The sequence below is a fragment of the Kribbella caucasensis genome, from assembly GCF_004361855.1.
In the GTDB taxonomy this organism is placed as follows: Bacteria; Actinomycetota; Actinomycetes; order Propionibacteriales; family Kribbellaceae; genus Kribbella; species Kribbella caucasensis.
This window is the reverse complement of record NZ_SNWQ01000015.1, coordinates 216,102-242,152: the sequence shown is the minus strand read 5'-3', so window position 1 is coordinate 242,152 and position 26,051 is coordinate 216,102. Positions and strand designations below refer to the sequence as shown.

Below are 26,051 nucleotides of genomic sequence, written 5' to 3'. Positions count from 1 at the left end.
ACCCGGTCGCTGGCTAACTCTCCAGGTAACCGAGGGCCGCTGAGATCTTGCGGGCGGCCTCTATTGCGGCGGGGGCCATCAGGGCGACCTGGGCGATCGACTGCTCCAACGAGAGCGTCGAGATGCTGACCGCTGCGATCGGGGCGGTGGTGTGGTCGTGGATGACGGCCGCGACACAGCGGATGCCTGGCTCGTTCTCCTCGTCGTCCAAGGCGAAGCCGCGCGTCCGCACCTGGGCGAGGTCCGCCTTCAGCGCCGAAGACGTCGTGTGGGTAAGGGGAGTGCGCGCGGGCAGACCCGTCCGGGTGATCAGGGCGTCGAGCGCATCGTCGTCCATCTCCGCGAGCAGTGCCTTGCCGATTCCGGTGCAGTGCAACCAGAAGGCCTTGCCGACGCGCGATGGCATCCGGTACGGCTTCGGCCCGTCGAGTCGCGCGACGTAGATCGCCTCGTCGCCGTTGAGCAGACCCACGTGGACCGTACAGCGGGTCTGCGCGACCAGGTCAGCCAGGACCGGGCGGGCGACCGTTGCCAGGTCGACGTTCGTCAACGCGTGCCCGGCAAGGCGGAGCGCCTTCGGACCCGGGTGGTACGAACCGTCCTCGGCCTGCGCGACGAACTCGTGCTCGACCAGCGACGCCATGATCCGGTGCACAGTCGATTTGGCTAGCCCGGTCGCCGTAACAACATCAGTGAACCGGGAGTGCTCCAGGACCGCGTCGAGCACCATCAACGTCTTGTCGATGGCCGAGGGCGAACTCATGTCGGTCATCTTGTCACTCCTCTCTGTGCCCTCTCATCTGGCCAACCATCCACCGTCGACCGCGAGCACGTGCCCGTTGACATAGTCTGCCGCAGCCGAGGCCAGGAAGATCGCGGCGCCGACCACGTCCTCGGGCCGTCCCCAGCGCCCGGCCGGGATGCGGTCCCGGATGGCGGCCTCGCGCTCCGGATCCGCCCGGAGCTCGGTGGTGTTGTCGGTACTGATGTAGCCGGGCGCGATCGCGTTCACCTGGACGCCGGCCGGACCCCACTCGTTGGCCAGCGCCTTGGTCAGACCGGCGACCGCATGCTTGCTCGCAGTGTAGGCCGGGACGGTGATCCCGCCCTGGAAGCTGAGCAGCGAGGCGATCGTGATGATCTTGCCTGCACCGCGTTCGACCATCGCGGCGCCGATCGGCCGGGTGACGGCCCAGGTGGAGTTGAGGTTCACGTCGATCACATGCTGCCAGTCGGACGACGCGGTCGACACGGCCGGCGCCCGATGGATCGTGCCGGCGTTGTTCACCAGGATGTCGATCTGCCGCTCAGCTGCGAGGTCTGCCGCGGCCTTTTCCACCGCGGTCGGGTCGCGGAAATCGGCGGTGACGACTGTTGCTTCGCCGCCGTTCTCCTTGATCGCCTCCAGAGTCTCTTCCAGTGCCGCATCCCGGGCCAGCAGGACGAGGTCGGCTCCGGCCGCGGCGTACCCGGTTGCGATCGCGGCGCCGATCCCGCGCCGGGCGCCGGTGACGAGTGCGGTCCGCCCTCGCAGCGAAAAGCTCACCGCAGAACTCACCGCAGCTCCTGTACGGCGACGCCGTCCATGTCCGCGAAGGCCTGGTTCTCACCGGCCATCGCCCAGACGAAGCTGTACGCCGAGGTGCCGACGCCGGAGTGGATCGACCAGCTCGGTGAGATCACCGCCTGCCGATCGGCAACCACCAGGTGCCGGGTCTCGTGTGGTTCGCCGAGCAGGTGGACGATCCGCTCGGACTCGGGCAACCCGAAGTACAGGTAGCACTCGGTACGCCGGTCGTGGGTGTGCGCGGGCATCGTGTTCCACGTGCTGCCGGGGTGGAGCGTGGTGACGCCGAGCACGATCTGACAACTGGGCACCCCATCGGCGTGGATGTACTGGTCGATCGTGCGGCGGTTCGCGGTCTGCTGATCACCGAGCTCGAGTCGATTGCCCTCGCCGGGTTGGATTAGCGCGGTCGGGTAGGCCGTGTGCGCGGCCGCCGAGAACAGGTAGAACGCGGACCCCTCGCCCTCGAAGACAACCTCGCGCGTCCCGCGTCCGGCGTACAGGCAGGATCCTGTGGTCAGCTCGTACTTCGTGCCGTCGACGGTGATCGTGCCGGGTTCGCCGACGTTGACGATGCCGGCCTCGCGGCGTTCGAGGAAGTACTCGCTGCGCAACTCCGGCCAGGTGCCGAGAGTGAGTGGTCCGGAGGCCGGGCGGGCGCCGGCGAGCACGATCCGGTCGTGGTGGGTGAGCACCGCGGTGATCGTGTCCGGGGTGAACGGCTCCTCGACCAGGTAGCTGCCGCGAAGGGCCGCGGTGTCGAATCCGGGCACCTGGGCGGGATGGGTGGCGTGCCTGACCTGTAGGGGCGGATGCGGTGTCTTCACAGAACAAGGTTCTACTCGACGGAACATCCTGTCAAACGTTGCAGTGCGGTGAGCTGCCGATCGTGGAACAATGTTCCACCGTAGAGAACCACCATTCGACTGAGGAGTCTGCCTTGCCCAATATCACTGTCGAACTGCTCTCCGGCCGTACCCTCGACCAGCGCCGCGAGTTCGTCGCCGCCGTCACCGACTCCGCGATCGCGATTCTCGGCGCCAAGCGCGAAGCCGTCAGGATCGTCTTCACCGAGATCGAGAAGAGCGACGTGGCCAACGGCGGAGTCCTGGCTTCCGACTCCTGACGCGTCTCATCCCCTGGCCCGGTCCGCACTGGGCCAGGGGCGGGCCCTCTAGGCTTTGACTCATGCGAGTAGGAGTTTTCGGAGCCACTGGTCAGGTCGGAAGCGTCATGCGGGAACTGCTGATCGAGCGCAAGTTCCCGGTCGACGAGATCCGGTACTTCGCGTCAACCCGGTCGGCCGGTTCACAGCTGCCGTTCGGCGACGAGAAGATCACCGTCGAGGACTCGGCCACGGCCGACTTCACCGGCCTCGACCTCGCGCTGTTCTCCAACGGCAAGACGGCCTCCAAGGAGTACGCGCCCAAGGTCGCCGCGGCCGGCGCCGTGGTGATCGACAACTCGTCGGCCTGGCGGATGGATCCCGACGTCCCGCTGGTCGTGTCCGAGGTGAACCCCGGTGACGTCGACAACCTCCCCAAGGGCATCATCGCCAACCCCAACTGCACCACCATGGCCGCGATGCCCGTCCTCGCCCCGCTGCACCGCGAGGCGACGCTCACCCGGTTGATCGTGTCCACCTATCAGGCGGTCTCCGGTTCTGGTGGTGCCGGCGTCAGCGAGTTGGAGAACCAGGCGAAGGCCTTGATCGACGGCGCTGCCGGGTTGGCCCGCGGCGCCGACGGGATCGCGCTTCCGCAGCCGGATATCTATGCCGGTCCCATCGCATTCAACGTGCTCCCACTCGCCGGGTCGATCGTTGCCGATGGCACCGGTGAGACCGACGAGGAGCAGAAGCTGCGGAACGAGAGCCGCAAGATCCTGCACATCCCAGACCTGCCCGTCGCGGGGACCTGTGTCCGGGTCCCGGTCTTCACCGGTCACTCGCTGAGCATCCACGCCGAGTTCGCCGAGCCGATCACCCCCGAGCGTGCCACCGAGATCCTCGCCGGCGCCCCCGGGGTGGAACTGGCCGACCTGCCGACCCCGTTGCTGGCTGCCGGCCGCGACCCGTCGTACGTGGGCCGCATCCGGCAGGACCAGTCGGTACCGGGCGGCCGCGGCCTCGTCCTGTTCGTCTCCAACGACAACCTGCGCAAGGGCGCCGCCCTCAACGCCGTTCAGATCGCGGAGCTGATCGAGCAGCGCCGCTGACGGGGTGTACCTGGCCTGCCACGGGGCGTGTGCGCATGTTGCGGAAACGTAATAGAGATGGTTCGGCCGGGTGAGCGAGGACCATGGCCAGCGGGAGTCCGTTCTATTACTCTCCGGTTACTGACCTTGGGAGGCCAGAAATGAAGCCCGTTGCCGACGGTCCGCAGCTCTCCTTGCTCAGCTCCCGCAAGGAGCACATGGCCCAGATGTTTCTCGACCGCGTCGCCGCGACGCCGAACCGGGAGGCGTTCCGCCATCCGGTCGACAACGAGTGGAAGTCAGTCAGCTGGCAAGAGCTAGACGAGCTGGTACGCCGGCGCGGCGCCGGCCTGATCGCGTTGGGGGTCGAGCCCGAGCAACGTGTCGCGGTCGCCTCGAGCACCCGGATGGAGTGGGTCGAGAGCTACCTGGCGGCCGTGCTCGCAGCTGCCGCGACGACGACGATCTACCCGACCACGATGGCGGCCGACGTCGCGTTCATCGTGGCGGACGCCGATGTCCAGGTGGTGTTCGCCGAGGACGCCGGCCAGGTCGACAAGCTGCGCGAGCACAAGTCCGAGACCCCCTCGCTGCACAAGGTCGTGCTGATCGACGGTGAACCCGAGGAGCGCGACGGCGACTGGGTGATCAGCCTGTCCGCCCTGGACGAGCTCGGCGCGCAGTACCTGGACGAGCACCCCGAGGCGATCGATGAGCGGATCGACCAGGTCAAGCCCGATCACCTGTGCACCTTGATCTACACGTCCGGGACCACCGGTCGTCCGAAGGGTGTGCGGCTGCCGCACACGGTGTGGACGTACGAGGGCGCCGCGGTGGAAGGGATCCGGGTGCTCAGCCCGGACGATCTGCAGTTCCTCTGGCTGCCGCTGTCGCACGTGTTCGGCCAGGTCCTGATCGCCGTACAGCTGCAGATCGGATTCGCCACCGCGATCGACGGCCGGATCGACAAGATCGTCGAGAACGCGGCTGTCGTCCAGCCGACCTTCATGGCCGCCGCGCCGCGCATCTTCGAGAAGGCGCACGCCCGGATCGTGACGATGATCGAGGACGAGGGCGGCGTCAAGGCGAAGCTGTTCCACTGGGCTTTCGGGGTCGGCGCAGGAGTGTCGAAGCTCCGCCAGCAGGGCAAGGAGCCGAGTGGCGTGCTGGCGGCGCAGTACGCGCTGGCCGACAAGCTCGTCCTGTCGAAGATCCGGGCTCGCTTCGGCGGCAAGATCCGGTTCTTCGTCTCCGGCTCGGCGGCCCTGGACAAGCGCCTGGCCGAGTGGTTCCACGCGGCCGGGCTGCTGATCCTGGAGGGCTACGGCTTGACCGAGACGGCGGCCGGCTCGTCGCTGAACCGCCCTGAGCAGTACCGGCTGGGCAGCGTCGGCCCGATCTTCCCGGCGGCCGAGTTCAAGATCGCCGAGGACGGCGAGATCCTGATCAAGGGCCCCGGCGTGATGAGCGGCTACCACAACCAGCCCGAGCAGACCGCCGAGGTGATCGACTCCGACGGCTGGTTCCACACCGGCGACATCGGCCACTTCGAGGACGAGTACCTCTTCATCACCGACCGGAAGAAGGACCTCTTCAAGACCTCCGGCGGCAAGTACGTCGCCCCGCAGGTGATCGAGGGCCGGTTCAAGATGATCTGCCCGTACGCCAGCCAATTCGTTGTCCACGGCAACCTGCGCAACTTCGTCAGCGCCCTGGTGACGCTGGACCCGGACTCGATCCAGGGCTGGGCCGAGCAGAACGGCCTCGGCGGCAGGCCGTACGCCGAGATCGTCACCTCCGATGCCGCCCAGGCGATGGTCCAGGGCTATGTGGACGAGCTGAACGCCGGCCTGAATCGCTGGGAGACGATCAAGAAGTTCACCATCCTCGACCGGGACCTGACCGTCGAGAGTGGTGAGATGACGCCGAGTCTGAAGCTCAAGCGCAAGTACGTGGAAAGCCAGTACAGCGACGTCCTGGACAAGATGTACGACTAATACTCAGTGGACGGCCTGGGCGCCGAGCTCGACGGTGAGTACGCCGACGGCGATGACCACGATGCCGAGGGTCATCGTGCGGTTGAGGGGTTCTTGGAAGATGGCCCGGGCGAGGCCTGCGGTGAGTGCGATGCCGGTGGCGGCCCAGATGCCGTACGCGACGCCCAGGGCCATGCCGTCGTCGAGCGCCAGGCTGAGCAGGACGAACGCGAGGATGTAGCCGCCGAGGATCGCCGGGATCCACTGCCGCTTCTGTCCGCCGTCGGAGGCGCGCAGTGACATGGTGGCGGCGACCTCGGCCAGGATGGCTCCGATGAGAAGGATCCAGCTCATTTCGCGACCTCCTGTGCCTTGTGCGAGCCGAGCTGTGCCTGGTGTGAGCCGAGTTCGACGGTGAGGACACCGGCGATGATGAGGACGATGCCGAGCCCCATGAGTGCGGTCAGGGGTTCGCCGAAGATGACGGCGGACAGGAGCGCGGTGAGGGCGACGCCGGTGGCGGCCCAGATGCCGTAGGCGACGCCGATCGGCATGCCGAGCCGCAGGCACGCCGTCACCAGGATGAAGGCCGCGATGTAGCCGGCGGTGACAACGGCGTACCAGGCCGGCTGGTCCAGCGCGGCCTTGAGGGCCAGCGTCGCAGCGACCTCGGCACCGATCGCGCCGGCCAGGGCGAACCACTTCCTCATGTGGGACTCCTTTCCGGGCTGGGCGTTTCTGGGCTGGGGGTTTCTGGGGTGGGCGTTTCGGTGAGGGCGATCAGCTGGGCGATGACCGCGTCGCGGTCCTTGGCCGGTGCGAAGACATCGGTGGCTTCGGCGCTCCAGAGCCCGTCGGCGGCCAGCTGGGCGATCCGGAGACGGGCCCGCTCGGCCGGGTCGGTGACGTCGTCGAGGCTGAGCCAGCGGTGAAGCGTCATCTCCCAGGGGACGCAGTACGCCGGATCCGCCAGGCCCTCGGTGTAGACGGCGAGATCGGCACGGGTCAGCCGGCCGGCGGCGATGACGCTGACGTAGGCGCGAACCCGCTCCGCGGCCGTGGTCTCCTCGAACGGTTTACCCACCCGAGCGAGCATCGCCTCCTCGAGCCGCTGGGCGGCGTACTCAACGACGGCGAGCACCAACTCCTGACGCGTGCGGAAGTGGTACAGCACGCCGCCTTTGGTGACGCCCGCCTCCTTGGCGGTCGCGTCAAAGGTGATCTCCACCGCCCCGTCGTCATTCCCCGCCAACCGGAACGCCGCATCAAGAATCGCTGTCCGTGAACTCGGCCTCATGCCCGTAACTATACCATACGGTCGGTACAGTTACGATCGACTCAGAGTGAGGCTGGTCGCGCAGCCGAGGACTTCCGTGTGCGAGTCGTCAATTTTGATTGACGACTCGACGTCGTCAATCTATTTTGACGATATGGGTGTGGACTTGGCGGAGGGTAGGCGGCTGATGGATGCGGCAGCGAGCAAGGAACCGGAGGTCGGGCTGACCGCGGTGGTGGCGTTGCGGCAGCTGGTGGAGGTTCTGGAGGAGCTTCAGGTGAGCCATGCGCGTGAGTTGGGCTGGTCATGGCGGGATATCGCTCGTCGACTCGGGGTGAGCAAGCAGGCCGTGCACTACAAGCACGGGCTGCGGAGTGCGCGGCTGGACAGGTCATGAGGCCGCGGTGGCTTCGTCGGGTGGTTCGCTCCGCGACCGGCGACGACGGGACCGGGGATTACTGGCGCCGGTTCACGCCGGACGCTCGTGAGGTGATCAGCCAGGCGTTCGCTGAGGCTCGTGAACTCGGGCACCCATGTATGGCGGACGAGCATGTCCTTCTTGGTCTGCTGCGGCATGGTGCCGGTCAGGCCGTCGGCCTGCTCGAGGCCCAGGGGCTGGATCTGGACACGGCGCGAGCAGAACTGCTGAAGGTGGGACCGACGCTCGGGCCGGCTGCTGATCCGGCCGCGGCGCTGCGGGGTGTCGGAGTGGACGTCGACGAGGTCCGACGACACCTGGAAGCTTCGTTCGGGCCGGAGGTAGTGGCTGCGGCTGAGTGGCGGGTGCGGCGCCGGCCGCGGTGGCGGGGCGGGCACCCGCGTCCCAGCGCGCTGTGCGTACACGTTCTGGCCAAGCGCTCGTTCGAGTTCGCCGCCGGCTTCGCCACCCGCCGCGGTGACGCGGGTATCGGCCCGGACCATCTCCTCTATGGCGTGCTGCAGGACGCGGCCGACCCTCTCGGCACCCAGCTCAGCCGCCGCAGCCGCCGAGAGCTCGCCTCCCTTGGGTTCGTTCCGGGCCGGCCGAACCCGGTACGTCTACAGCTCCAGGCGCACGGCATCGATCTGACTCGGCTGGCGGCCGAGATCGGGCGGTAGCTTGTCCGCTTCGCCGGACGCACGCTGCGCCGGATCGACCGGTATCTGCCGTAGGTGGGTTGTTACTTGGCGGCCCAGCCGAGCTGGGTGATTGCCTGCCTGGTGATCTCGAAGTCCTCGTGGACGGGCGCGATGGCTCCGTCGGGGTGGTGGGTCAGCCAGTCGCCGGCCGCCTGGGGTGAGGCGAAGAAGCTGCCGAGGTCGCAGATCTCGGCGCGTACGTCGTCCACGGGGTGGTCGGGCCGGATTTTGGTCACGACGGCTTGCGGTGGGTCGACGGACAGCACGCGGTCGGGGGCGAGCTCGACGCGGATGGTCTGGCCGGTGGCTGGACAGACGGACTCGACCACGCCCGGTCGGCCGAGGATGACGGGGAATTCGAAGGTGTCGGTGGCGCAGAACGCGTAGACGGTCCGGTCGTCGAAGGTGAACCGGTGCCGGGTCGCGCGCAGGGTCAGTCCGAAGCCTGCGATCCGGCCATCGTCGTCCCATTCGACGCTGGGGTGCCGGGCCAGCTCGGTACGGAGCTGGTCGACGGTCCAGCCTCCCGCGGCGGCGACTTCATCCACGGTGACCGGCTGGCCGACGGCTAGGAGTCGGGTCAGGTGCAGCATGAGGTCGGGCAGCCCGAACTGGGCGCGCATGAGCTTGACCAGGTGCTGGGCTTCTGCTGCCTGGGTGGTCATTTTGGGACCTTTCAGGTTGTGGCGAGTAAGTGCCCGAACAGCCGGATGGCGAGGTCTTCGGCCTGGTCTTGGTCGAGGATCTGGCCCGGGATGTTCGGGTGGGCGCCGGTCCAGGCCTGGGCGGCGGCGCGGTCGGCGAAAAAGTTGAGGTAGTCGCAGCAGCAGTCCGCCGAAGGCCCACCGCCAGCGTCCGCGCCGATGAACACCACTGCCGTTTTGGGTTCCCAGGTGGTTCGGCCAGCGGTCGTGGTGACGATGACCCGCCGACCGGTTGTCACGTCGACGGACTCGATCAAGGTGTCTTCGCCGACCATGGCCGAGACCCCCAGCGCGTCGATCGCGCACATCGCGTAGACGTCGACTCCGTCACCGGCCTGGCCGTCGCCGATCCGGACTCGATGCCTGGTCGGCGTGGCGGAGAACGGATAGGCGACCGCGATCTGGCCGTCCCGGTCGAGCCGGATCGCGTCCAGGTCATGCAGTGCGGTCAACACGTCGCCCGAGGTCCGGACGTTGCTGATGCGGTCGACAGCGTCCAGGGTGGGCGGCCGTCCGGTCGCGGCGAAGGTACGGAGGATCGCCTGGTGGGCTGCCTTCTCGACCGGGTCCATAGGCAGGGCCCGAGTCCGCCACGCGCTCAACACCTCGCCCGGCACCGCGGACTGTCCAGCCGCGTGCTGTTCGCCCGCGTGTTGCCCAGCCGCGGTGATTGCCTTGCGCAACTGCTCGATCGACGGCGCGGGGACGATCCGGCCGTCCTGGTCGCGGTAGAGGCGGCATGCCACGCCGCAATCACCGTCATCGGCGGCGAACGGGTCGACCCCGTTGATCAACAGGGTTGGCGAGCCGGCCATGCCGAATTCGGTGGCCGCGTTGTCAGAGTCGATCACCCGGGTGGTGATTGGTAGATCGGTCGCGGCGGCGAGTCGCTCGAGTAGGGGTGGCAGGTTCGGGCAATCCGGGATGTGCAGGACTTCGAGCTTCATCTGGTCGCCTCCGTGTGCGGGTCGATCGCCTCCAGGAGCGCGCAGGAGCGGTCGGCGCGCGGCCGATCGCAGGTCGCGACCAGATCGGCCAGCGAGTCGTGCATCCGCTGCAGATCCCGGATCCGCCGTTCCAGGTCCGCCTGGCGGTGCTCGGCCAGCCCCCGGGCCACGTCGCAGCTGTCCGGCCCACCGCTGTCGAGGTGCAGCAGTTCCTCTACCTCGTCCAAGGTGAAGCCGAGTTCCTGGGCCCGTTTGATGAACCGCAACAGATCTACCGCGGTCGGCGGGTAGTCGCGATATCCACCCGACGTCCGCGGCGGCTCGTTCAAGAGCCCCCGACGCTCGTAGTACCGAAGCGTCTCAGCATTCACCCCGACCTGGCCGGCCAGCTCACTGGTTCGCATACCGCCATCGTCAACCCCGTACCCAACTACAGAGTCAACCAGTACGCCGACCCACCTGAATCGGGGACCGTGAACAAGAAACCGGGAGCTCAGACAGGCTATTTTGTTGTTCACGGTCCCGTGATGTTGTTCATGGTGTGACCGACAAGGAGTCTTATGGACTGGAGTGATCTGCCGCTGACCGAATGCCTGCGCGGTGACGAGGCGGAGGTGCTGTGCTTCGCCCTGGATCGCGTGCGCCGGCAGTTCGCCTGGAAGACCGGCGGCCTGGATGCTGAACAGTTGCGTCGACAGCATCCGCCGTCGTCCATGACGCTGGCCGGTTTGATCAAACACATGGCGTTCGTCGATGAAGGATTCACCGCTCAGGCTGCCGATCGACCACTCGGCCCTCCGTGGGATGCCCGGGGCTGGGTCGAGAACGACGAGTGGGGGTGGCAGTCGGCAGTCACCGATGACCCGGAGGAGACGTACGCGCTGTGGTATGGCACCGCGGAACGCTCTCGGGCCGCCTGGGCGGAGATGAGTGCAGACGGGGGCCTTGACGTGAGGGTCGAGCGAGGGAGCCCGGACTGGGTGGTCAATCGCCGACGGATCCTCGTTGACCTGCTGGAGGAGTACCTGAAACACACCGGCCATGCCGACGTACTCCGCGAAGCGGTCGACGGACTGAGGGGCAACGACCCGGACTGACCCGCAACTGTTCGGCCGGAGGCGGCGCGGTCGGCGTACTGCCGCTGCGATCCGATTGCGGATGGCTCCGTAGGATTGGTCTGTGCCGTCGACATTGCCCGAGGGAGAGGTCGCGCCCCGGGATGGGGTGCTGCCGCAGGAGGCCGTTGCCGAAGCTGCCGGCCGGCCGTTCGGGTTCTACCTGCACGTGCCGTTCTGTGCGTCCCGGTGTGGGTACTGCGACTTCAACACATACACCGCGAAGGAGCTCGGCGGCGGGGCGTCGCAGGCGTCGTACGCGGAGACGGCGGTCGAAGAGGTTCGGTTGGCCCGGCGAGTGATGCCGGAGCTCGATCGGCCGGTGGACACGGTGTTCTTCGGCGGGGGTACGCCGACTCTGCTGCCGGCCGAAGACCTCGGGCGGATGCTGGCCGCGGTGCGGGACGAGTTCGGGCTGGCGCCGGATGCAGAGGTGACCACGGAGGCCAATCCCGAGTCGGTGGACCCCGAGTATCTTTCTCACCTTTTGGAAGTTGGCTTCACCCGGGTGAGTTTCGGGATGCAGAGTGCGTCGTCGCACGTCCTGCGGATCCTGGATCGCCAGCACACCCCGGGGAGGGCGCTGGAGGCGGTGAAGGAGGCGACGGCCGCCGGGTTCGAGCACGTGAACCTCGACCTGATCTACGGCACCCCGGGGGAGTCGCTCTACGACTGGCGGGCCTCGCTGGAGTCGGCGATATCGGCCGACCCGGACCACGTCAGTGCGTACGCCCTGATCGTTGAAGAAGGCACCCAACTCGCCCGCCGGGTTCGTCGTGGCGAGCTGCCGATGCCGGATGACGACGACCTCGCCGACAAGTACATGCTCGCCGACGAACTGCTGACCAAGGCCGGCCTCGGCTGGTACGAGGTGTCCAACTGGGCGCGCACCGATGACGCCCGCTGCAGGCACAACGAGCTCTACTGGCGCGGCGACACCTGGTGGGGGATCGGCCCGGGCGCCCACTCCCACGTCGGCGGCGTCCGCTGGTGGAACGTCAAGCACCCCAGTGCGTACGCCGAACGCATAGCAGCCGGCGAGAGCCCGGCGTACGCGCGGGAGATCCTCGACGCGGAGACGCGGCGGGTGGAACGCGTGCTGCTGGAGATCCGGTTGAAGGCCGGGCTGCCGATCGACGTACTCGACGCGGCGGGCCGGGAAGCGGCGAAGGCGATCCTCGGGGATCTGCTCGTCGAGGAAAACGGCCGGCTCGTGCTTACTCCGCGTGGCCGTCTGCTGGCCGACGCCGTTGTCCGGGACCTGCTGCCCTGACGCTGGAAAGTCCGGACATTCCAGCAAACCCCCAGGTTATGGAGCCGTCCGTCATCGGCGGGGTGCGTACGGTGACATCGCACCCTGGTATGTGCTGACCTGGGCCCTTCCGTGTCTCAGAGTGACGGTGTGGTGCTTGACACGTTCGGCGGGACCCTGAAAACTCAGTTCACTTTCCCTTAGGAGAACGCTCTCAACCCGTCCTGAATCACAGGGAGCAATGCAATGCGGCCCAGTGCCCGTTGTCGCCCCGCCGCTGTCGCCCTGGCCTGCAGCCTCACCCTGCTGGTCGCGGCCTGTGGTGGAAACGACCAGACCAGCCCTGCCGCCGGCGACGCCGCCGACGGTCCGCGGGTCGAACTGACCATCGCCACCTTCAACGAGTTCGGGTACGCCGACCTGTACCGCGAGTACGAGGCCGCGCACCCCAACATCAAGATCACCGAACGCCGGGCCGCCACCGTCGACGAGCACATCAAGAACCTGGAGACCAACCTGGCCTCCGGGTCCGGGATGGCCGATATCGAGGCGATGGAGGTCAGCTGGATCTACAAGTACCTGGCCAAGGCGGACAAGTTCGTCGACCTGCGCCAGCACGGCGCCGACGACCTGAGGTCCCGCTGGCTGGACTGGAAGATGTCCGGCGCGACCACCTCCGAGGGCAAGATCATCGGCTACGGCACCGACATCGGCCCGGAGGCGATCTGCTACCGCCGCGACCTGTTCGCCAAGGCCGGCCTGCCGACCGATCGGGCCGAGGTGGCGAAGCTGTTCCCCGACTGGTCGTCGTACTTCTCCTACGGCCGCCGGTTCAAGGCGAAGATGCCGAACTCGGCCTGGTACGACTCCGCCGTACTGACCTGGGAGGCGATGCGCAACCAGTTGATCCAGGCGTACTACTCCAACCAGGACCGCTACCTGGGCGACGAGAACGAGTTGCTCAAGAAGACCTGGGACCAGATCGTCGCGGGTACCGAGGACGGTCTGTCCGCGAAGCTGCCGGCCTGGAGCGAAGCCTGGAACAAGGCGTTCCGGACGGACGCGTTCGCCACGATGGCCTGCCCGGGCTGGCTGCTCGGCGTCATCCAGGACAATGCCGGTGCCTTCGGCAAGGGAAAGTGGGACGTCGCCGACGTGTTCCCCGGCGGCGGCGGGAACTGGGGCGGTTCGTACCTGACCGTGCCGACGCAGTCGTCGCAGCCGGCGGAGGCCGCCAAGCTCGCCGCCTGGCTGACCGCGCCCGAACAGCAGGTCAAGGTGTTCCAGAAGGTCGGCTCGTTCCCGTCGACCGTCGACGCGTACGACAACGAGCAGGTCAAGAAGCAGGTCAACGCGTACTTCAACAACGCGCCGGTCGGCGAGATCTTCATCAACCGCGCCAACAACGTGATCCTCAAACAGCACAAGGGCCCGCGCGACGGCGAGATCAACACCGTCTTCTCCGACGCCCTCACCCGTGTTGACGAAGGAAAGCAGTCCCCGAGCGCCGCCTGGAAACAAGCCCTACGTGATGCGGAGAAGGCCGCCAACACCAGACGGGGCAACTAGTAGTACTTTGTTAGGTCGGCGTGGTTGCGTTGTTTTGCGGGGGTCTTGGTGTTGGATCGGGGTGTGGATGCTGCTGACTTCGCTGCGGTGGGTGATCGCCTGGATTCCTTTGTGGGGCAGGTGTTCGCGTCGTTCGCGCGGTCGGATCAGCGGGCCGTGGGTGGGTTGTATCTGCGGGGTCTGATGCTGGATGGGCGTCGCAAGTCGATGCAGCCGATGGCGGCGCGGCTGGGGGTGGATCATCAGCGGTTGCAGCAGTTCATCACTGACTCGCCCTGGGATGTGGTGCCGGTGCGCAGGGTGCTGGCGGGTCTGGCGACCGCGGTGGTTCAGCCGGACGCATGGGTGATCGATGACACCGGGCACGCCAAGGACGGCGATTCGTCGGCCTGTGTGGCCAGGCAGTACTCCGGCACGTTGGGCAAGGTCGGGAACTGCCAGGTCGCGGTCAGCGTCCACGCTGTGACCGATGCCGCGTCGGCGCCGCTGGACTGGCGGCTGTTCATGCCCGAGAGCTGGGACGACCAGTTGGTTGCCGCCGGCGAAGCGGCCGAGGCGGTGCGCCGCCGCAGGCTCAAGTGCCGGATCCCCGAGTCCGAACGGCACCGCCGCAAGTGGGAGATGGCGTTGGAGATGCTCGACGAACTCCGCCAGTGGGGGCACCAGCCCCCGGTCGTGGTCGCCGACGCCGGCTACGGTGATGCCACCGCGTTCCGGCTCGGTCTGGAAGAACGCGGCATCGGCTACGTCGTGGCGATCAAAGCCACCACCAGCGCCTACCCGGCGGCCGCCGAGCCGGTCACCGCGCCCTACTCCGGCCGGGGCCGTCCACCCATAGCCCGCTACCCCGACACCCCGGTCAGCTGCAAGGACATCGTGATGAACGCCGGTCGCCGCGCGCTGCGGCAGGTGACCTGGCGGCGCGGCACCAAAACGGGCCCCGGCAACCGGACCGCGGCCATGCGCTCGAAGTTCACCACGATACGGATCCGGCCCGCCAGCCGCGAGATCGACCGCGCCGACGACGGATCGCTGCCCGAACGATGGCTGATCGCCGAATGGCCACCCGGCAAGACCGAACCCACCGACTACTGGACCTCCGACCTGCCCGCCGACACCCCGATCGCCACCCTGGTCCGCCTGGCCAAGATCCGCTGGCGCATCGAACACGACTACCGGGAACTGAAAACCGGTGTCGGCCTGGACCACTTCGAAGGCCGCAGCTGGACCGGCTGGCACCACCACGCCACCCTCGCCACCGCCGCCCACATCTTCCTCACCCGACTACGACTCACCCGCCCAAAAGAACATGGGCAGGCCTGACCTTCTACGCCCTACTGCACAAACTGCAGCAATTCCTCGCGTACTGGATCGGCACCTGCCCCACCTGCCACCAGCACTACCCGACCTAACAAAGTACTACTAGTGCCCCGTGTCGGTGCACTAGGTACTACCTTAAGAACGTTGCCGTCTCGGAGGAGGTCCCATGTCGTTGCAGGGTCAGGACGGTGGGACTCCGACCTTGGAGCAGGTCGCGGCGTTGGCAGGGGTGTCACGGGCGACCGTGTCGCGGGTGGTGAACGGGTCGCCGAAGGTGTTGCCGGACACGGTGGCGGCGGTGGAGCGGGCGATCGGGCAGTTGGGTTATGTACCGAACCGGGCGGCCCGGGCGCTGGTGACGCGACGGACGGATTCGGTCGCGTTGGTGGTGCCGGAGCCGGACAGCCGGGTGTTCTCGGACCCGTTCTTCGCGGGGATCCTGCGAGGGGTCAGCATGACGTTGGCGCCGACGTCGTCGCAGTTGGTGCTGCTGATCGAACCGGCTGAGGGGGACGACCAACGGCTGTTGCGGTACCTGCGCGGCGGGCACGTCGACGGCGCGATCATCGTCAGCCACCACGGGCGGGACAACGTGCTGCAGGAGTTGGCCCAGTTGCCGTTGCCGATCGTGTTCAGCGCACGGCCGCTCGGGGTCGACGTACCGGTCGCGAGTGTCGACGTGGACAACGTCGCGGGCGCCCGTACTGCGGTCGAGTACCTCCTGTCGATCGGGCGTCGGCGGATCGGGACGGTCGCGGGTCCGCTGGACATGACGGCGGGGTTGGACCGTTTGACGGGGTACCAGGAGGTCGCCGCGGAGGCCGGGTTCGCCGAAGCCGTTGCCTTCGGCGACTTCACGGCCGACGGTGGCGAACACGCCGCGAATAAACTCTTCGACGAACACCCCGATCTGGACGGCCTCTTCGTCGCGTCCGACCTGATGGCGACCGCCGCCCTCCGGGTCCTGTCCCAACGCGGCCGCCGGGTCCCCGACGACGTCGCAGTGGTCGGCTTCGATGACTCCGTGGTGGCGACCACGACGACCCCCAAACTGACCACCATCCGCCAGCCGGTCGAAAAACTAGGCGCCCGCCTCGCCGAGATCCTCCTCGCCAAAATCGCCGGCGCCGACCTCACCACCCCCGAAATCCACAACACCGAACTCATCATCCGCGGCTCCGCGTGATCCTCAACGACAGCAGGGGATGCGGTTACGAAGGTGCGACAACCGGTACTCGGTGAGCGGCCGCGGTTCGTGCGAGTCTCTCGTCGTAGGTGACCATCGCCTGGAGTTCCTCCTGGAGCATCAGGGCCGTGGCCAGATGGATCGCGTCGAGGGATCGGAGGGTGGGTTCCGGGATTCGGCCGGCGGATTCGATCACCGCCGGACCGATGCCGATCTGGCCGATTCGGGAGAGCAGGAGGTCGGCGTTCACCATCGTGGGCGGGTCTTCTCGCTGAACGGCCCGGCGGGTTTCGACGACGAGGAGCGTGCTGGCGACCAACGGCGTCGACGCGTTCTCGGCCAGATATTCCTGCAGTGCGGCGGTTTCCTTCTCGGCCCAGACGAGTTTCACGAAGGCCGAGGTGTGGAGGTAGATCACCGTCAGCGCTCGTCTTCGCGCATCTCACGCAGCACTTCGCTGAGCGGCCTCTTGCCGCGAGGTGGATCAGCCGGCTGCAGAACATCGGCAAGGCTTCCGGAGGGTGGTGTGTATTCGCCTGCTGCTGCGAGTCGATCGAGGATGCCACTGGCCGACTCCTCGGCCGGAACCAGGTACGCCACCAGACGTCCCCGATCCGTGACAGCTACTCGCTGGCCGCGCTTCGCCATGGCGACGTACTGCGACGCGTGCTGCCGCAACTCTCTGATCCCGATCGATTCCACCCCCAAGTTGTAGCACACCAAGTGCTACAACTCATATCCAATCTCACGGTGGGTCGTTCTGGAATTGGAATTGGACTCGGATGGAGTTGTCCAGGGGGAGGACGAGGGTGGTGTTGGAGGGGGTCCAGGTGTGGGGGACGAGGAAGAGGCGGTCTTGGCCTACTACGAGTAGGTGGAGGCCTCGGTAGCGGTAGTTGAAGGTTTGGCCGGTGCCGGGGCGGAGGGTGGTTTCCTCGAGGCCGGGGGATCGGAGTTGGAGTTTCTCCTTGGTGTCGAGGATGACGGTGGGGAACTGGTCGAGGTCGGCGGCGTCGGACTTGGCCAGGCCGCGGCCGGAGTACTGGGCTGTTGTCGCTGTCGCCCAGAAGGCGCAGGTGGTGGTGACGATGCCGAGGAGGACGATGAGGAGGGCCGGCGGGCGGGCGTCGCGGAGTTTGGCGCCGAGGTAGGCGAGGTATCCGAGGGTGGCCGCGGCGAGGCCGATCGCGAGGGGGACCACGAGGGCGTAGTACGGGAGGTCGCCGAGCAAGGGGTAGGCGAGCAGGGCGATGATGCCGAGGATGAGCAGGGCGACGGCAATCAGGCCGGCTCGGCGGACGGTGGTCGTGGTGTGCTGGATCGCGTTGTGGAGCAGGAGTCCGGCGACGGCGAGCAGGGTGAGGACGAGCAGCGGGACCAGGAGTGGTTGCGGGCTGCGCATCACGTAGTCCTGGGTGCTCAGGCCGATGGTGTCGACGTCGATCCCGAAGTACTCGTACTGCGCTCGCGCGGAAACGTAGCCGAAGTAGAACAGCAGGGTGCTCACGACGGTGATCGGTGCGACGATCCCGGCCGCGAAACTCACCCAGCGTTCGAGCTGGGACCGCTCGTCAGCCATCCGCGGTGAGCAAGGCGGATGGGAACCCGCCGCCAGAGGTCGGCGGAGACGTGGGCGGCCCGTTGGGGATGAATGTGATCTGGCTGCCCTTCTGATCCCCGATCAGGTTGTTGCACTCCGCCTGCGTCGGACAGATCGCGGTGGCTTGGAGGATCAGTGTGGTCGGTTCGTCGGCGTGTCCGGTCGCGACCTGGCGGACGCCGACGTAGCACGGCTTGAAGTTCTCCTCCTGCCAGTCGACGCCAGTGCACGGCCGGTTGTCGGGGCGGCAGCCGGACTGGTCGAGTTCGAAGACACCGCCCGGTTCGAGGTGGGCCGCGCCGGTCCGGATACTGACGCCGGCCGGGATCGGGTTCTTGCCGAGCCAGTTGACCTCGGCGCACTGGTAGACGCCGTCGGCATCGACGTTGCCGCCGATCGGTGCGTTCGCGATCATGATCGACGGCTTCTGCTGGGGCGGTTGCGGGGTCTCCGGTTCGGTCGGTTCGAAGCTGGGTTCGCCGGTCGGCACACCAGTGGTCGGGGGCTCGAGGGTGTTGCCCGAATCGCCCGGATCGTTGCCCGAACAGCCGATCACGGACAGCACCAGCAGCCCGATCGCCAGTGCACTTCGCCCACTGGACATGACGATCACCCCTTCTGTTCAGGATGACGCTGGGTGCTGTCGGCGACAACACTTCGTATGCTCTCTCGTTCACCCTCTGCTGCGACTACTGTCGAGTGCGGTCACGAACGTCGTACCCCAAGACGACAAGGGAGATGCATGTCCGATCACGAGATCAGGATCGCGCTGGTGCTCAACGGTGGCGTCAGCCTGGCGGTCTGGATGGGCGGCGTCACGCACGAGCTCGACCTGGTCCGGCGGGCATCGGGTGGCGACGAACTGCCGGCCGCCCAGCCGTACGACGAGGTGCTGGCGGCCCGTTGGCGCGACCTGTGCCATCGCGACGGCGAACGGCGCCGGCTGGTCGTCGACGTGATCGCGGGGACGAGTGCGGGCGGGCTGAACGGATCCCTGCTGGCGACAGCGATCGCGAACGGGTCGACGCTGGATCCGGACGGCGACCAGGGCCCGTGGTTGCGGCAGAAGTGGGTCGGGCTGGGTTCGCTCGAGGTCGGCAAACTGGTTCCGGCGGTCGGGGTCCCGTCGACCTCGGTGCTGGACGGCAACTACTTCCTGGACGAGTTGAAGAAGCTGCTCGAAGGCGTCGCCGTCGCCGGCAAGACCGAGGCGGAAGAGCCGGTGACGTTGTTCGTGACCGCGTCGGGGCTCGGGGTGCAGCAGTTCGAGGCGAAGGACGCGGCCGGCCAGCGGTTCGTCGTACCGGATCATCGGTACCTGTTCGGCTTCACGAGTGAGCAGTCCGCGAAGTACGACGGGGCGAACCGGAAGTTCACGATGACGCAGACCAACGGGCTGAGTGACACCAGGTTGCTGGCCCGGGCGGCTCGCGCGTCGGCTTCGTTCCCGGCCGCGTTCGGGCCGGTGCTGGAGACGCCGAAGATGGCCGTGTCGCCGCCGCGGATGCAGCCGGGGCAGCACCAGGCCGACTCCGGCGCGTGGCTGGTCGATGGTGGGGTGCTCGACAACGCGCCGTTCGGGCCGGTGCTCGACGTGGTCGCGCGGCGTCCGGTGACCGGCCGTGCCAGCCGGTACGTGCTGTACGTCGTACCGTCGGCCGGGATCGGTCTGGCCGAGACGCGGTTGCCGGAATCGAAGGAGCCGAACTGGCGGGTGTCGGCGTTGTCGGCGGTGCAGTTCCCGCGCGAGGTGGACTTCCGCTCCGACGTCGAGCAGCTGGAGCGGTTGCTGCTGGAGGCGGACGCGTCCTGGTCCGACACCCAGCGGCTCTTTGATCGTTGCATCGAGCAACAAAAGGAGCGGGAGCGGTTGCGGACCGCGGCCGAGTTGCTGCTGCCGGCGTACTCGCGGGGCCGGGCGGCCGGTGGGGTCTGGGAGGCGGTGACGATCGTGTCGCACGACCAGACGACCGTGCTGGAACCGGCGACCGCGTTGACCGAGGCCGAGATCGACGAGGTCCTCGCCACCGAGCACCCTTGGGTCCCCGATCCGGACGGCAGCACGGAGCCGGTGCAGACCGTCAACGGGGCCCCGAGCTGGCCGTGGGGGACAGGCGCCGCGGAGCGCGTAGTACGGCTGGTACTTCGGTCGTTGCGGGGGCAGATCGACAGGTCGGAGCAAGCGGATCGTGGTGAGCTCGGGCGTCGGTTGACGGCGACCAGCGATGCGTTGCAGAAGGTGCAGGCGGTTCGGGACAGGCTGCTGGAGGAGCTCGCCGAGGCGGACCTGGATCTCAAGCCGGCCGGCGGGGCCGAAGCGGTCGCGGTCGGGTTGAACGACGTCTTCGAGCAGTTGCAGATCCGGCGGGTGCTCGGCGACGAGTTCTCGGCGTTGATCGAGGTCGTCGGGGCGGACGTGGTGGAGACCGCGCTCGAGGTGGAGATCGTGTCGCGGTGTACGTCGGCGCGGACGCCGCAGCAGCGCAGCGCGCCGTTCCAGTTCCTGCGACTCGGGCCGGACATCCCGCTGACGTTGCTGGACGAGTTGCCCGAGGGATCGATCGCGGGCGACCTGAAGGACCGAATCCTGTACGGCACGCAGGTCGGGCACTTCGGTGCGTTCGGCGCGGCCGACTGGCGGAAGTGGGACTGGCTGATGGGCCGGTTGCACTGCGTCGCCCATCTCGGCGCGATGCTCGGCGCCGACCCGGACTGGATCCGGGAGACACAGCGGCAGGTGATCGAGTCGGAGGAGTGGACGGTCCAGAAGGTCGCCGATCAGGTGCAGAAGCTGGCCGACGACTTCCCGGTCGACGCTGGTCTGGCCGCGCTGACCCGGATGCGAGACGAGCTGAACCAGTCGAAGGCCGGCCGCGCGACCACAAGAGGGCTCGCCGACCGGATGGTCGAGGTGTCCGGGGGACTGGGGCCGCAGGTCGGTCAGTGGGTGCGGGCGATGGCGGCGCGGAAGAACCAGCCTTCGTCGTGGTTGCTGCAGGTCGCTCGCTGGTTCACGCGGCCGGTGCGGGAGAGCCTGTGGAGCCGGTTGGTGCGGGGGGCTGAGCTGGGTGAGACCAAGCGGCCGTTGATCTTCCAGCCGTGGTTGCCGTCGGCTGCGTTGGGACTGGCGGTGGTGTTGCTGGTGGTCGCCGGAGTGGTCGGGGTGACCGCGGTGACGATCATCGCGTCGCTGTTGGCCGGATTGGTGCTGGCCGCCGGGGCCTTGTTGTTCGGGGTCGGCTGGTTCGTACGGCGTACCCGGCGAAGGATCAAGGAGTGGATCGAGGAGCGGATGCCGCCGATCAGTCCTGCGTCACGAAATCGATGAGTTCCTCGACCCGGCCGAGCAGTTCGGGTTCCAGGTCGGCGTAGCTCTTGACCTTGGAGAGGATGTGTTTCCAGGCCGCGGCCACGTCGGCCTGGTCGGTGGCGGGCCAGCCGAAGGTTCGCAGTACACCCTTCTTCCATTCCTCACCGTGCGGGATCCGCGGCCAGGCGGCGATCCCGACGGAAGACGGCTTGACCGCCTCCCAGATATCGATGAACGGGTGGCCGACCACGAGCACGTGCCGGTTGGTCACCTGAGCGGCGATCTTCGACTCCTTGGACCCTTCGACCAGGTGGTCCACCAGTACGCCGAGACGGCGGCCGGGGCCGGGCTGGAAACGGTTCACGATGCCCGGCAGATCATCGATGCCTTCGAGGTACTCGACCACCACGCCTTCGATCCGGAGGTCGTCACCCCAGACGCGCTCCACCAGTTCGGCGTCGTGGCGGCCCTCGACGTAGATCCGGCTGGCCCGGGCCACCTTCGCCCGGACGTTGTCGACGGCGACCGACCCGGACGCCGTACGGGTCTTCTTCGCCGGTCCCGCCTTCTTCGGCGCGACCAGACTCACCGGCTTCCCATCTACCCAGAACCCAGGACCCATCGGATACGTCCGGATCTTCCCGTGGCGGTCCTCCAGATCCACCACCCCGTGTTCCCACCGCACGACCGCCCCGACGAACCCGGACGACGGCTCCTCCACCACGAGCCCCTTCTCAAGCTCGACGTTCACGGTCCGCCCGTTCTTGGGCTTCCGCCAATCCCCGGCCAGCACATCATTCCCATACCGATCAGCCACCGCCCCACCGTAAACGCTCGCGACCCCCTTCCCCCTCAACCACACACCCCCGTACTCCGCCCTCGCTCCCGCGGCTGAGCAAGCCGGGGCCGCGGCGGCTGGCAGGTCGTTGGACCGATGGCGGGTTGCAGCGTGCCATCGGCGCAACAACGCGTTAGTGACGAGGACATCCACCGAAGGCACTCGATCCAACGGGAACAACGTCTGAGATGGATGATGGACCCGTGGACGAGACAACTGACGGGCCTACCCCGAACGTCGACAAGGGCGAACGCGATCCGGTGCGCGCGAGTCGATCCGCAGGACGGGGATCACTGGCCGGGCGGATCGTCGCGGGCGAGGATTGGGACGCGCCTGAGACCAACGACGCGATCGCGCGCGACTTCGGGCTTCTTGGTTGAGCCGGTGGGCGTCAGGCAAGTTGTTGAGCCAGGGGTGGGTGTTGTCTAGGTGACGGATCGTTTCGCGGAGCCAGGTTTGTTTGGCCGTTGCGAGTAGGGGCCAGGCGCTAGCCAGGTCACGTGCGTCTTTCGTTCGACGGAGCCTTGCCTTGAAGAGGAGCACGACTTCGGGGTTGAGGTAGCGGATTCCGTCGTCCGCGATCCAGGTGACCTGGTCGGGCGGGCCTGCGTGGTCGGGGAGGTACTTGTTGGTCCAGAGTCCATCGCGGTCTGGGGTGAGCGGCAGGTCGATGACCCACGGGGCTCCGCTGTTCTTCCGCACCCACAGCTGACTTGCGGGGTGGAACGCGTCCGGATGCTGATGAGTGAGGGGTCGCATGTCACCGCCGGCGAGGCTTCACAGGTGCCACCGATCACCAACGTGAGCGCGGAGGGCGGGTACGTCGGACGCGAAGATCGACACGTCCAGATCGTCATGCTCGCGTGGTTGCCCGGTGAAGGCGTCGATCGCCCACCCTCCGACCACCCACCATGGATGCTCGAACCCATCCATGAACGCCGCTACACCGGCGAGATCCATCGGGTCCCACCGACCGTAGAGCTGAGCCCAGTACTCGGTCTCCGCGATCTCTGCCGGCGTCCAGATCACCACTTCGGGACTCGCCACCGCAGCGCCGGACGGCACGATCGGCTCACTCATGACCGACACACTGCCCTGCATCCCGGCGCCACAGCAACGATATTTCGACGGCCAACACGGGGCCTGCGGGTCGGACGCGCTGGCGTAGTCTTTGCCGACCAGGCCGCACGGGGCCGGGCCGGGGAGAGGCAGGGATGGATGTGGAGGCGCCAGGCGCGGAGCCTGGGAAGCTGGGCCGACGGCGGGGGCTGTGGGTCGCGGGGGTTGTCGTGCTTGCGGTTGTGGCGGGTGCGGTGACGTGGGCGGTGGTGGGGCGGCAGGGGCCGGGGACTGGGGCGGGCGAGGTGAGTGCGTCGGGTACGCCGGCGCCGACGGCGTCTGAATCGGCTGCTGAGGAACGGATGCCGGGGCAGGTCGAAGCGATTCTCAAGGCGCGGGCGTCGGCGGTTTTGGCCGGGCGGCTGCCGCAGTATTTGGAGGCTGTAGACCCGGGCAATCAGGAGCTGCGGAAGCGGCACGAGCTGGTGTTCAGCAATCTGCGGAGGATCGGTGTGCGGCAGTTGAGCTACCGGCTGGAGAGCACCTGGGCGCCGGAGGAGCGGCCGCAGCACGGGGCTGGCGCTCGGGCGTTCCGGGTGCTGATGATGATGCAGGTTGCCGGTATCGACACGGCACCGCGCGCCACCTTCGTCGGTTACACCTTCGCTGAACGTGGCGGTCGGCTGCTGCTGGTGGATGACGACGACATCGCGGCCGAGCTGGATTCCGGGGGTTACCGCGAGCCTTGGGATCTCGGAGCGATCGAGGTGATGCGCAAGCCCGGCGTACTGGTCGTCGTTCCGGCTGGCGAGGGTGGCAACGCTGAGCGGCTCGCGGGGGAGGCCCAGGCGGCTGTGCCTGCGGTGCGGTCGGCTACCCGGCGTGCTCAGGCAGGCATTCTGGTCATCGCCCTTGCCGACAAGCGCTCGATGGATCCGGAGTGGCGGACTGGCGGACATGCCGCCGGTGCTGTCGCCGTGCCGAACGTGGCACCGACGGCGGAGGATCCGACCAGTTCAAGGCGGTCGGCAGCCGGGTGGTGATCAATCCCGATGGGCGCCTCAAGGCCGATCGGCTCCTGCTCGCGCACGAGTTCACGCATGCCGCGATGTCAACGTTGGGCGGCGGCGCTCCGACCTGGCTGGTCGAGGGATATGCCATGTACGTCGAGCAACGGCTCGCCGAGCAGAGCGGGTACGACGAGGACGTCGCCGACTGGCGGGACGAGCTGATGAGCGAGGCGATCCCGAAGCTGACCGTGCTCCCGATCGACGGCGTCTTCCACGGGGAGTACGACGAAGAGAGCTACGGCGTCAGCTGGATCATCGTCGAGCACCTGGTGACGAAGTACGGCCTGGCGAAATTGAACGCGCTGTATGTCGACCTCGCCCGCGGTGACGACGGCCCGGTTGTCCGCGAGCAGGTCCTCCGCAAGCACCTGAAGATCTCGGAAGCAGCCCTCGTCGCGGCGGTCAAGAAGTAACGGGCCTTCTGGCTGGAACGAAGCGGGTCAGGGCCAGGTACGTGATGAAGCCGGCGATGAGACCTACGACCCAGGAGTAGTCGTACAGGGGTTGGAGGATGGGGATCAGGCCGCCTTCCGGGAACGGGCCGGCGCCGGGATTCGAGTAGGCCCCGCCGACCGCGAGCAAGGAGCCGAAGAGGGTGGCGACGACGGCTCGCCAGTTCCAGCCATCGGAGTACCAGTAGCGGCCACCCCGGAGGTACAGGTCGGCCAAGGCCAGGTTGGTGCGGTCGATGAACCAGTAGCCGGCGATCAAGACGCCCGCGACGGATGCGAGCAGCCCGCCGTAGAAGGACAGCCAGACGAAGATGTAGATCGACGGATCGGAGATCAGCCGCCAGGGCTGGATCAGGATGCCGATCACGCCGGTGAGCAGGCCGGCGGTGCGGAAGTTCAGCCAGCGGGGCAGGGCGTTGGCGAAGTCGTACGACGGGCTGACCACGTTCGCGGCGACGTTGCACGACATGGTGGCCAGGATCGCCATGATCAGGCCGATCGTCACCACGACCGGGTTCTCGAAGCGGCGGGTGAGTTCGACCGGGTCCCAGATCGCGGAGCCGTAGACCAGCACGGTGCCCGACGTGGTGATGATCGAGGCCAGCGCGATGAACGACATCGTGGTCGGCAGCCCGATGATCTGGCCGAGCACCTGCTCCCGCTGGCCCTTCCCGAACCGGGTGAAGTCCGGCATGTTCAGCGACAGCGTGGCCCAGAACGCGATCATGCCCATCAGCGACGGCGCGAAGATCTTCCAGAAGTCGGCGTCCCAGCCGAGTGTCGACGGCTGGTCCAGGATCGGGCCGAGACCGCCGGCCTTGACCAGGATCGCGATCATCAGCGCCAGGAACGCGGCCGTGACCAGCGGCGCGGCCCAGTTCTCGAACCGCCGCAGACCCTCGATCCCGCGCCAGATCAGCCACATCTGCAGCACCCAGAAGAACGCGAAGCTGACCCACATCGTCCACGGATGACCGCCGACCGACGACGCGCCGGTCCAGCTGGAGCCGGCCAGCTCACCGACGATCGTGTAGATCGCCTGCCCGCCGATCCAGGTCTGGATCCCGAACCACCCGCACGCGATGAAGGCCCGCAGCAGCGCAGGGAAGTTCGCCCCGCGTACGCCGTAGAAGGCACGCGCGAAGACCGGAAACGGGATCCCGTACTTCGTCCCGGCGTGGCTGTTCAGCAGCAGCGGGACCAGCACGATCAGGTTCCCCAGCGTGATGGTGATGAACGCCTGCAACCAGTTCATCCCGAGCGCGACCAGCCCGGCCGCGAGCAGATAGCTGGGGATGTTGTGCGCCATCCCCATCCACAGTGCGGCGTAGTTGTACGTCGTCCACTTGCGTTCGGGGATCCGGGTCGGAGCGAGTTCCGCGTTGCCGTACCGGCTGCTCGCGATCACCTCGGGATCGGTCAGCTCGACTCGTCCGTCGGGATGACTGGTCTGTTCCGTCACGGCCATCGGTCCCACCTCATCCCGTCGCGGGCG

30 protein-coding genes are annotated in these 26,051 nt (G+C 67.5%); 14 read left to right on the top strand and 16 right to left on the bottom strand.

All coding sequences use genetic code 11. The features are described from left to right. Positions 1-13: 13 nt before the first annotated feature. The 3 genes from EV643_RS28675 to kduI are packed head-to-tail and all read right to left on the bottom strand — an operon-like array spanning position 14 to position 2,394. On the bottom strand, positions 14-772 hold the full coding sequence (locus EV643_RS28675) for an IclR family transcriptional regulator (RefSeq protein ID WP_238165860.1): 759 nt from the start codon (positions 770-772) through the stop codon (positions 14-16). A 24-nt stretch (positions 773-796) separates the two neighbouring features. Continuing rightward, entirely contained in the window at positions 797-1,558 is a 762-nt protein-coding gene (locus tag EV643_RS28670; RefSeq protein WP_238165859.1) for an SDR family oxidoreductase, read from the bottom strand. Then, complete coding sequence (gene kduI, locus EV643_RS28665) at positions 1,555-2,394, bottom strand: 5-dehydro-4-deoxy-D-glucuronate isomerase (RefSeq protein WP_238165858.1); 840 nt, start codon at positions 2,392-2,394, stop codon at positions 1,555-1,557. The genes EV643_RS28670 and kduI overlap by 4 nt, the downstream gene beginning before the upstream one ends. 113 nt (positions 2,395-2,507) lie before the next feature. Here kduI and EV643_RS28660 point away from each other — a divergent pair, with 113 nt between their 5' ends. The 3 genes from EV643_RS28660 (at position 2,508) to EV643_RS28650 (ending at position 5,760) form a co-directional block, all read left to right on the top strand. After that, a complete protein-coding gene (locus EV643_RS28660) occupies positions 2,508-2,693 on the top strand; it encodes a tautomerase family protein (RefSeq protein WP_133803269.1) in 186 nt (61 codons plus the stop codon). 62 nt (positions 2,694-2,755) lie between these two features. Next, positions 2,756-3,784 carry an aspartate-semialdehyde dehydrogenase gene (locus tag EV643_RS28655; protein ID WP_133803268.1) on the top strand — a complete coding sequence of 343 codons (1,029 nt, stop codon included), beginning with the start codon at positions 2,756-2,758 and terminating at the stop codon, positions 3,782-3,784. 140 nt (positions 3,785-3,924) lie between these two features. Continuing rightward, on the top strand, positions 3,925-5,760 hold the full coding sequence (locus EV643_RS28650; protein WP_133803267.1) for an AMP-dependent synthetase/ligase: 1,836 nt from the start codon (positions 3,925-3,927) through the stop codon (positions 5,758-5,760). Between the two features lie 3 nt (positions 5,761-5,763). Here EV643_RS28650 and EV643_RS28645 read toward each other — a convergent pair whose 3' ends face one another. Genes EV643_RS28645 through EV643_RS28635 form a run of 3 tightly spaced genes read right to left on the bottom strand, consistent with a single transcriptional unit; the run spans position 5,764 to position 7,036 of the window. Continuing rightward, positions 5,764-6,093: a DMT family transporter gene (locus EV643_RS28645; protein WP_133803266.1), complete on the bottom strand. Its 330-nt coding sequence runs from the start codon at positions 6,091-6,093 to the stop codon at positions 5,764-5,766. Then, positions 6,090-6,449, bottom strand: a complete 360-nt coding sequence (locus tag EV643_RS28640) for a DMT family transporter (RefSeq protein ID WP_133803265.1) — start codon at positions 6,447-6,449, stop codon at positions 6,090-6,092. The genes EV643_RS28645 and EV643_RS28640 overlap by 4 nt, the downstream gene beginning before the upstream one ends. After that, on the bottom strand, positions 6,446-7,036 hold the full coding sequence (locus tag EV643_RS28635) for a TetR/AcrR family transcriptional regulator (RefSeq protein ID WP_133803264.1): 591 nt from the start codon (positions 7,034-7,036) through the stop codon (positions 6,446-6,448). Before EV643_RS28635 ends, EV643_RS28640 begins: the two co-directional genes overlap by 4 nt. 133 nt (positions 7,037-7,169) lie before the next feature. Between EV643_RS28635 and EV643_RS28630 the strand changes: the two genes are divergently transcribed. Both EV643_RS28630 and EV643_RS28625 read left to right on the top strand, forming a co-directional pair. Next, positions 7,170-7,412 (top strand): helix-turn-helix domain-containing protein, encoded by a 243-nt coding sequence (locus EV643_RS28630; RefSeq protein ID WP_238165857.1) that lies wholly within the window; start codon positions 7,170-7,172, stop codon positions 7,410-7,412. A 20-nt stretch (positions 7,413-7,432) separates the two neighbouring features. Beyond that, positions 7,433-8,113, top strand: a complete 681-nt coding sequence (locus EV643_RS28625) for a Clp protease N-terminal domain-containing protein (RefSeq protein ID WP_166665612.1) — start codon at positions 7,433-7,435, stop codon at positions 8,111-8,113. A 62-nt stretch (positions 8,114-8,175) separates the two neighbouring features. Here EV643_RS28625 and merB read toward each other — a convergent pair whose 3' ends face one another. From merB to EV643_RS28610, 3 genes are read right to left on the bottom strand one after another with little or no spacing between them, the layout of a single operon-like run. Next, entirely contained in the window at positions 8,176-8,799 is a 624-nt protein-coding gene (gene merB, locus EV643_RS28620) for an organomercurial lyase MerB (protein WP_133803262.1), read from the bottom strand. Between the two features lie 11 nt (positions 8,800-8,810). After that, a complete protein-coding gene (locus EV643_RS28615) occupies positions 8,811-9,785 on the bottom strand; it encodes an alkylmercury lyase family protein (RefSeq protein ID WP_133803261.1) in 975 nt (324 codons plus the stop codon). Continuing rightward, positions 9,782-10,189: a MerR family transcriptional regulator gene (locus tag EV643_RS28610; RefSeq protein WP_133803260.1), complete on the bottom strand. Its 408-nt coding sequence runs from the start codon at positions 10,187-10,189 to the stop codon at positions 9,782-9,784. Before EV643_RS28610 ends, EV643_RS28615 begins: the two co-directional genes overlap by 4 nt. A 156-nt stretch (positions 10,190-10,345) precedes the next feature. Here EV643_RS28610 and EV643_RS28605 point away from each other — a divergent pair, with 156 nt between their 5' ends. From EV643_RS28605 to EV643_RS28585, 5 genes are all read left to right on the top strand, one after another. Continuing rightward, complete coding sequence (locus EV643_RS28605) at positions 10,346-10,882, top strand: mycothiol transferase (protein ID WP_133803259.1); 537 nt, start codon at positions 10,346-10,348, stop codon at positions 10,880-10,882. An 82-nt stretch (positions 10,883-10,964) separates the two neighbouring features. Continuing rightward, entirely contained in the window at positions 10,965-12,173 is a 1,209-nt protein-coding gene (gene hemW / locus EV643_RS28600) for a radical SAM family heme chaperone HemW (protein ID WP_133803258.1), read from the top strand. A gap of 225 nt (positions 12,174-12,398) precedes the next feature. Then, the gene (locus EV643_RS28595; protein ID WP_133803257.1) at positions 12,399-13,721 is read left to right on the top strand and encodes an ABC transporter substrate-binding protein; all 1,323 of its coding nucleotides are present in this window, start codon (positions 12,399-12,401) and stop codon (positions 13,719-13,721) included. A 63-nt stretch (positions 13,722-13,784) separates the two neighbouring features. Beyond that, entirely contained in the window at positions 13,785-15,044 is a 1,260-nt protein-coding gene (locus tag EV643_RS28590) for an IS701 family transposase (RefSeq protein WP_133803256.1), read from the top strand. Positions 15,045-15,207: 163 nt separating this feature from the next. Further along, on the top strand, positions 15,208-16,227 hold the full coding sequence (locus EV643_RS28585) for a LacI family DNA-binding transcriptional regulator (protein ID WP_133803255.1): 1,020 nt from the start codon (positions 15,208-15,210) through the stop codon (positions 16,225-16,227). Positions 16,228-16,252: 25 nt separating this feature from the next. Here EV643_RS28585 and EV643_RS28580 read toward each other — a convergent pair whose 3' ends face one another. From EV643_RS28580 to EV643_RS28565, 4 genes are read right to left on the bottom strand one after another with little or no spacing between them, the layout of a single operon-like run. Next, positions 16,253-16,645: a type II toxin-antitoxin system VapC family toxin gene (locus tag EV643_RS28580; RefSeq protein WP_166665611.1), complete on the bottom strand. Its 393-nt coding sequence runs from the start codon at positions 16,643-16,645 to the stop codon at positions 16,253-16,255. 2 nt (positions 16,646-16,647) lie between these two features. Then, on the bottom strand, positions 16,648-16,929 hold the full coding sequence (locus EV643_RS28575) for a type II toxin-antitoxin system Phd/YefM family antitoxin (RefSeq protein ID WP_133803253.1): 282 nt from the start codon (positions 16,927-16,929) through the stop codon (positions 16,648-16,650). 43 nt (positions 16,930-16,972) lie between these two features. Continuing rightward, a complete protein-coding gene (locus EV643_RS28570) occupies positions 16,973-17,806 on the bottom strand; it encodes a hypothetical protein (protein WP_133803252.1) in 834 nt (277 codons plus the stop codon). After that, a complete protein-coding gene (locus EV643_RS28565) occupies positions 17,799-18,431 on the bottom strand; it encodes a hypothetical protein (RefSeq protein ID WP_133803251.1) in 633 nt (210 codons plus the stop codon). Before EV643_RS28565 ends, EV643_RS28570 begins: the two co-directional genes overlap by 8 nt. 138 nt (positions 18,432-18,569) lie before the next feature. On the opposite strand from EV643_RS28565, the gene EV643_RS28560 reads away from it, so the two are divergent. Further along, entirely contained in the window at positions 18,570-21,155 is a 2,586-nt protein-coding gene (locus tag EV643_RS28560) for a DUF3376 domain-containing protein (protein WP_166665610.1), read from the top strand. Here EV643_RS28560 and EV643_RS28555 read toward each other — a convergent pair. Beyond that, the gene (locus EV643_RS28555; RefSeq protein WP_133803249.1) at positions 21,130-21,954 is read right to left on the bottom strand and encodes a DUF3097 domain-containing protein; all 825 of its coding nucleotides are present in this window, start codon (positions 21,952-21,954) and stop codon (positions 21,130-21,132) included. The genes EV643_RS28560 and EV643_RS28555 overlap by 26 nt on opposite strands. Before the next feature lie 224 nt (positions 21,955-22,178). Between EV643_RS28555 and EV643_RS45060 the strand changes: the two genes are divergently transcribed. After that, positions 22,179-22,355: a hypothetical protein gene (locus EV643_RS45060; RefSeq protein WP_202869790.1), complete on the top strand. Its 177-nt coding sequence runs from the start codon at positions 22,179-22,181 to the stop codon at positions 22,353-22,355. A gap of 397 nt (positions 22,356-22,752) precedes the next feature. Here EV643_RS45060 and EV643_RS28545 read toward each other — a convergent pair whose 3' ends face one another. Beyond that, positions 22,753-23,055 (bottom strand): nucleotidyltransferase domain-containing protein, encoded by a 303-nt coding sequence (locus EV643_RS28545; RefSeq protein ID WP_133803248.1) that lies wholly within the window; start codon positions 23,053-23,055, stop codon positions 22,753-22,755. A gap of 134 nt (positions 23,056-23,189) precedes the next feature. Here EV643_RS28545 and EV643_RS28540 point away from each other — a divergent pair, with 134 nt between their 5' ends. Both EV643_RS28540 and EV643_RS45935 read left to right on the top strand, forming a co-directional pair. Continuing rightward, entirely contained in the window at positions 23,190-24,077 is an 888-nt protein-coding gene (locus EV643_RS28540; protein WP_133803247.1) for a hypothetical protein, read from the top strand. After that, entirely contained in the window at positions 24,074-24,517 is a 444-nt protein-coding gene (locus EV643_RS45935; RefSeq protein WP_133803246.1) for a peptidase MA family metallohydrolase, read from the top strand. Before EV643_RS28540 ends, EV643_RS45935 begins: the two co-directional genes overlap by 4 nt. Here EV643_RS45935 and EV643_RS28530 read toward each other — a convergent pair. Next, positions 24,507-26,024, bottom strand: coding sequence for an NCS1 family nucleobase:cation symporter-1 (locus tag EV643_RS28530; protein WP_133803245.1), 1,518 nt, complete (start codon positions 26,022-26,024; stop codon positions 24,507-24,509). The two genes, EV643_RS45935 and EV643_RS28530, sit on opposite strands and share 11 nt — an antisense overlap. Positions 26,025-26,051 lie beyond the last annotated feature (27 nt).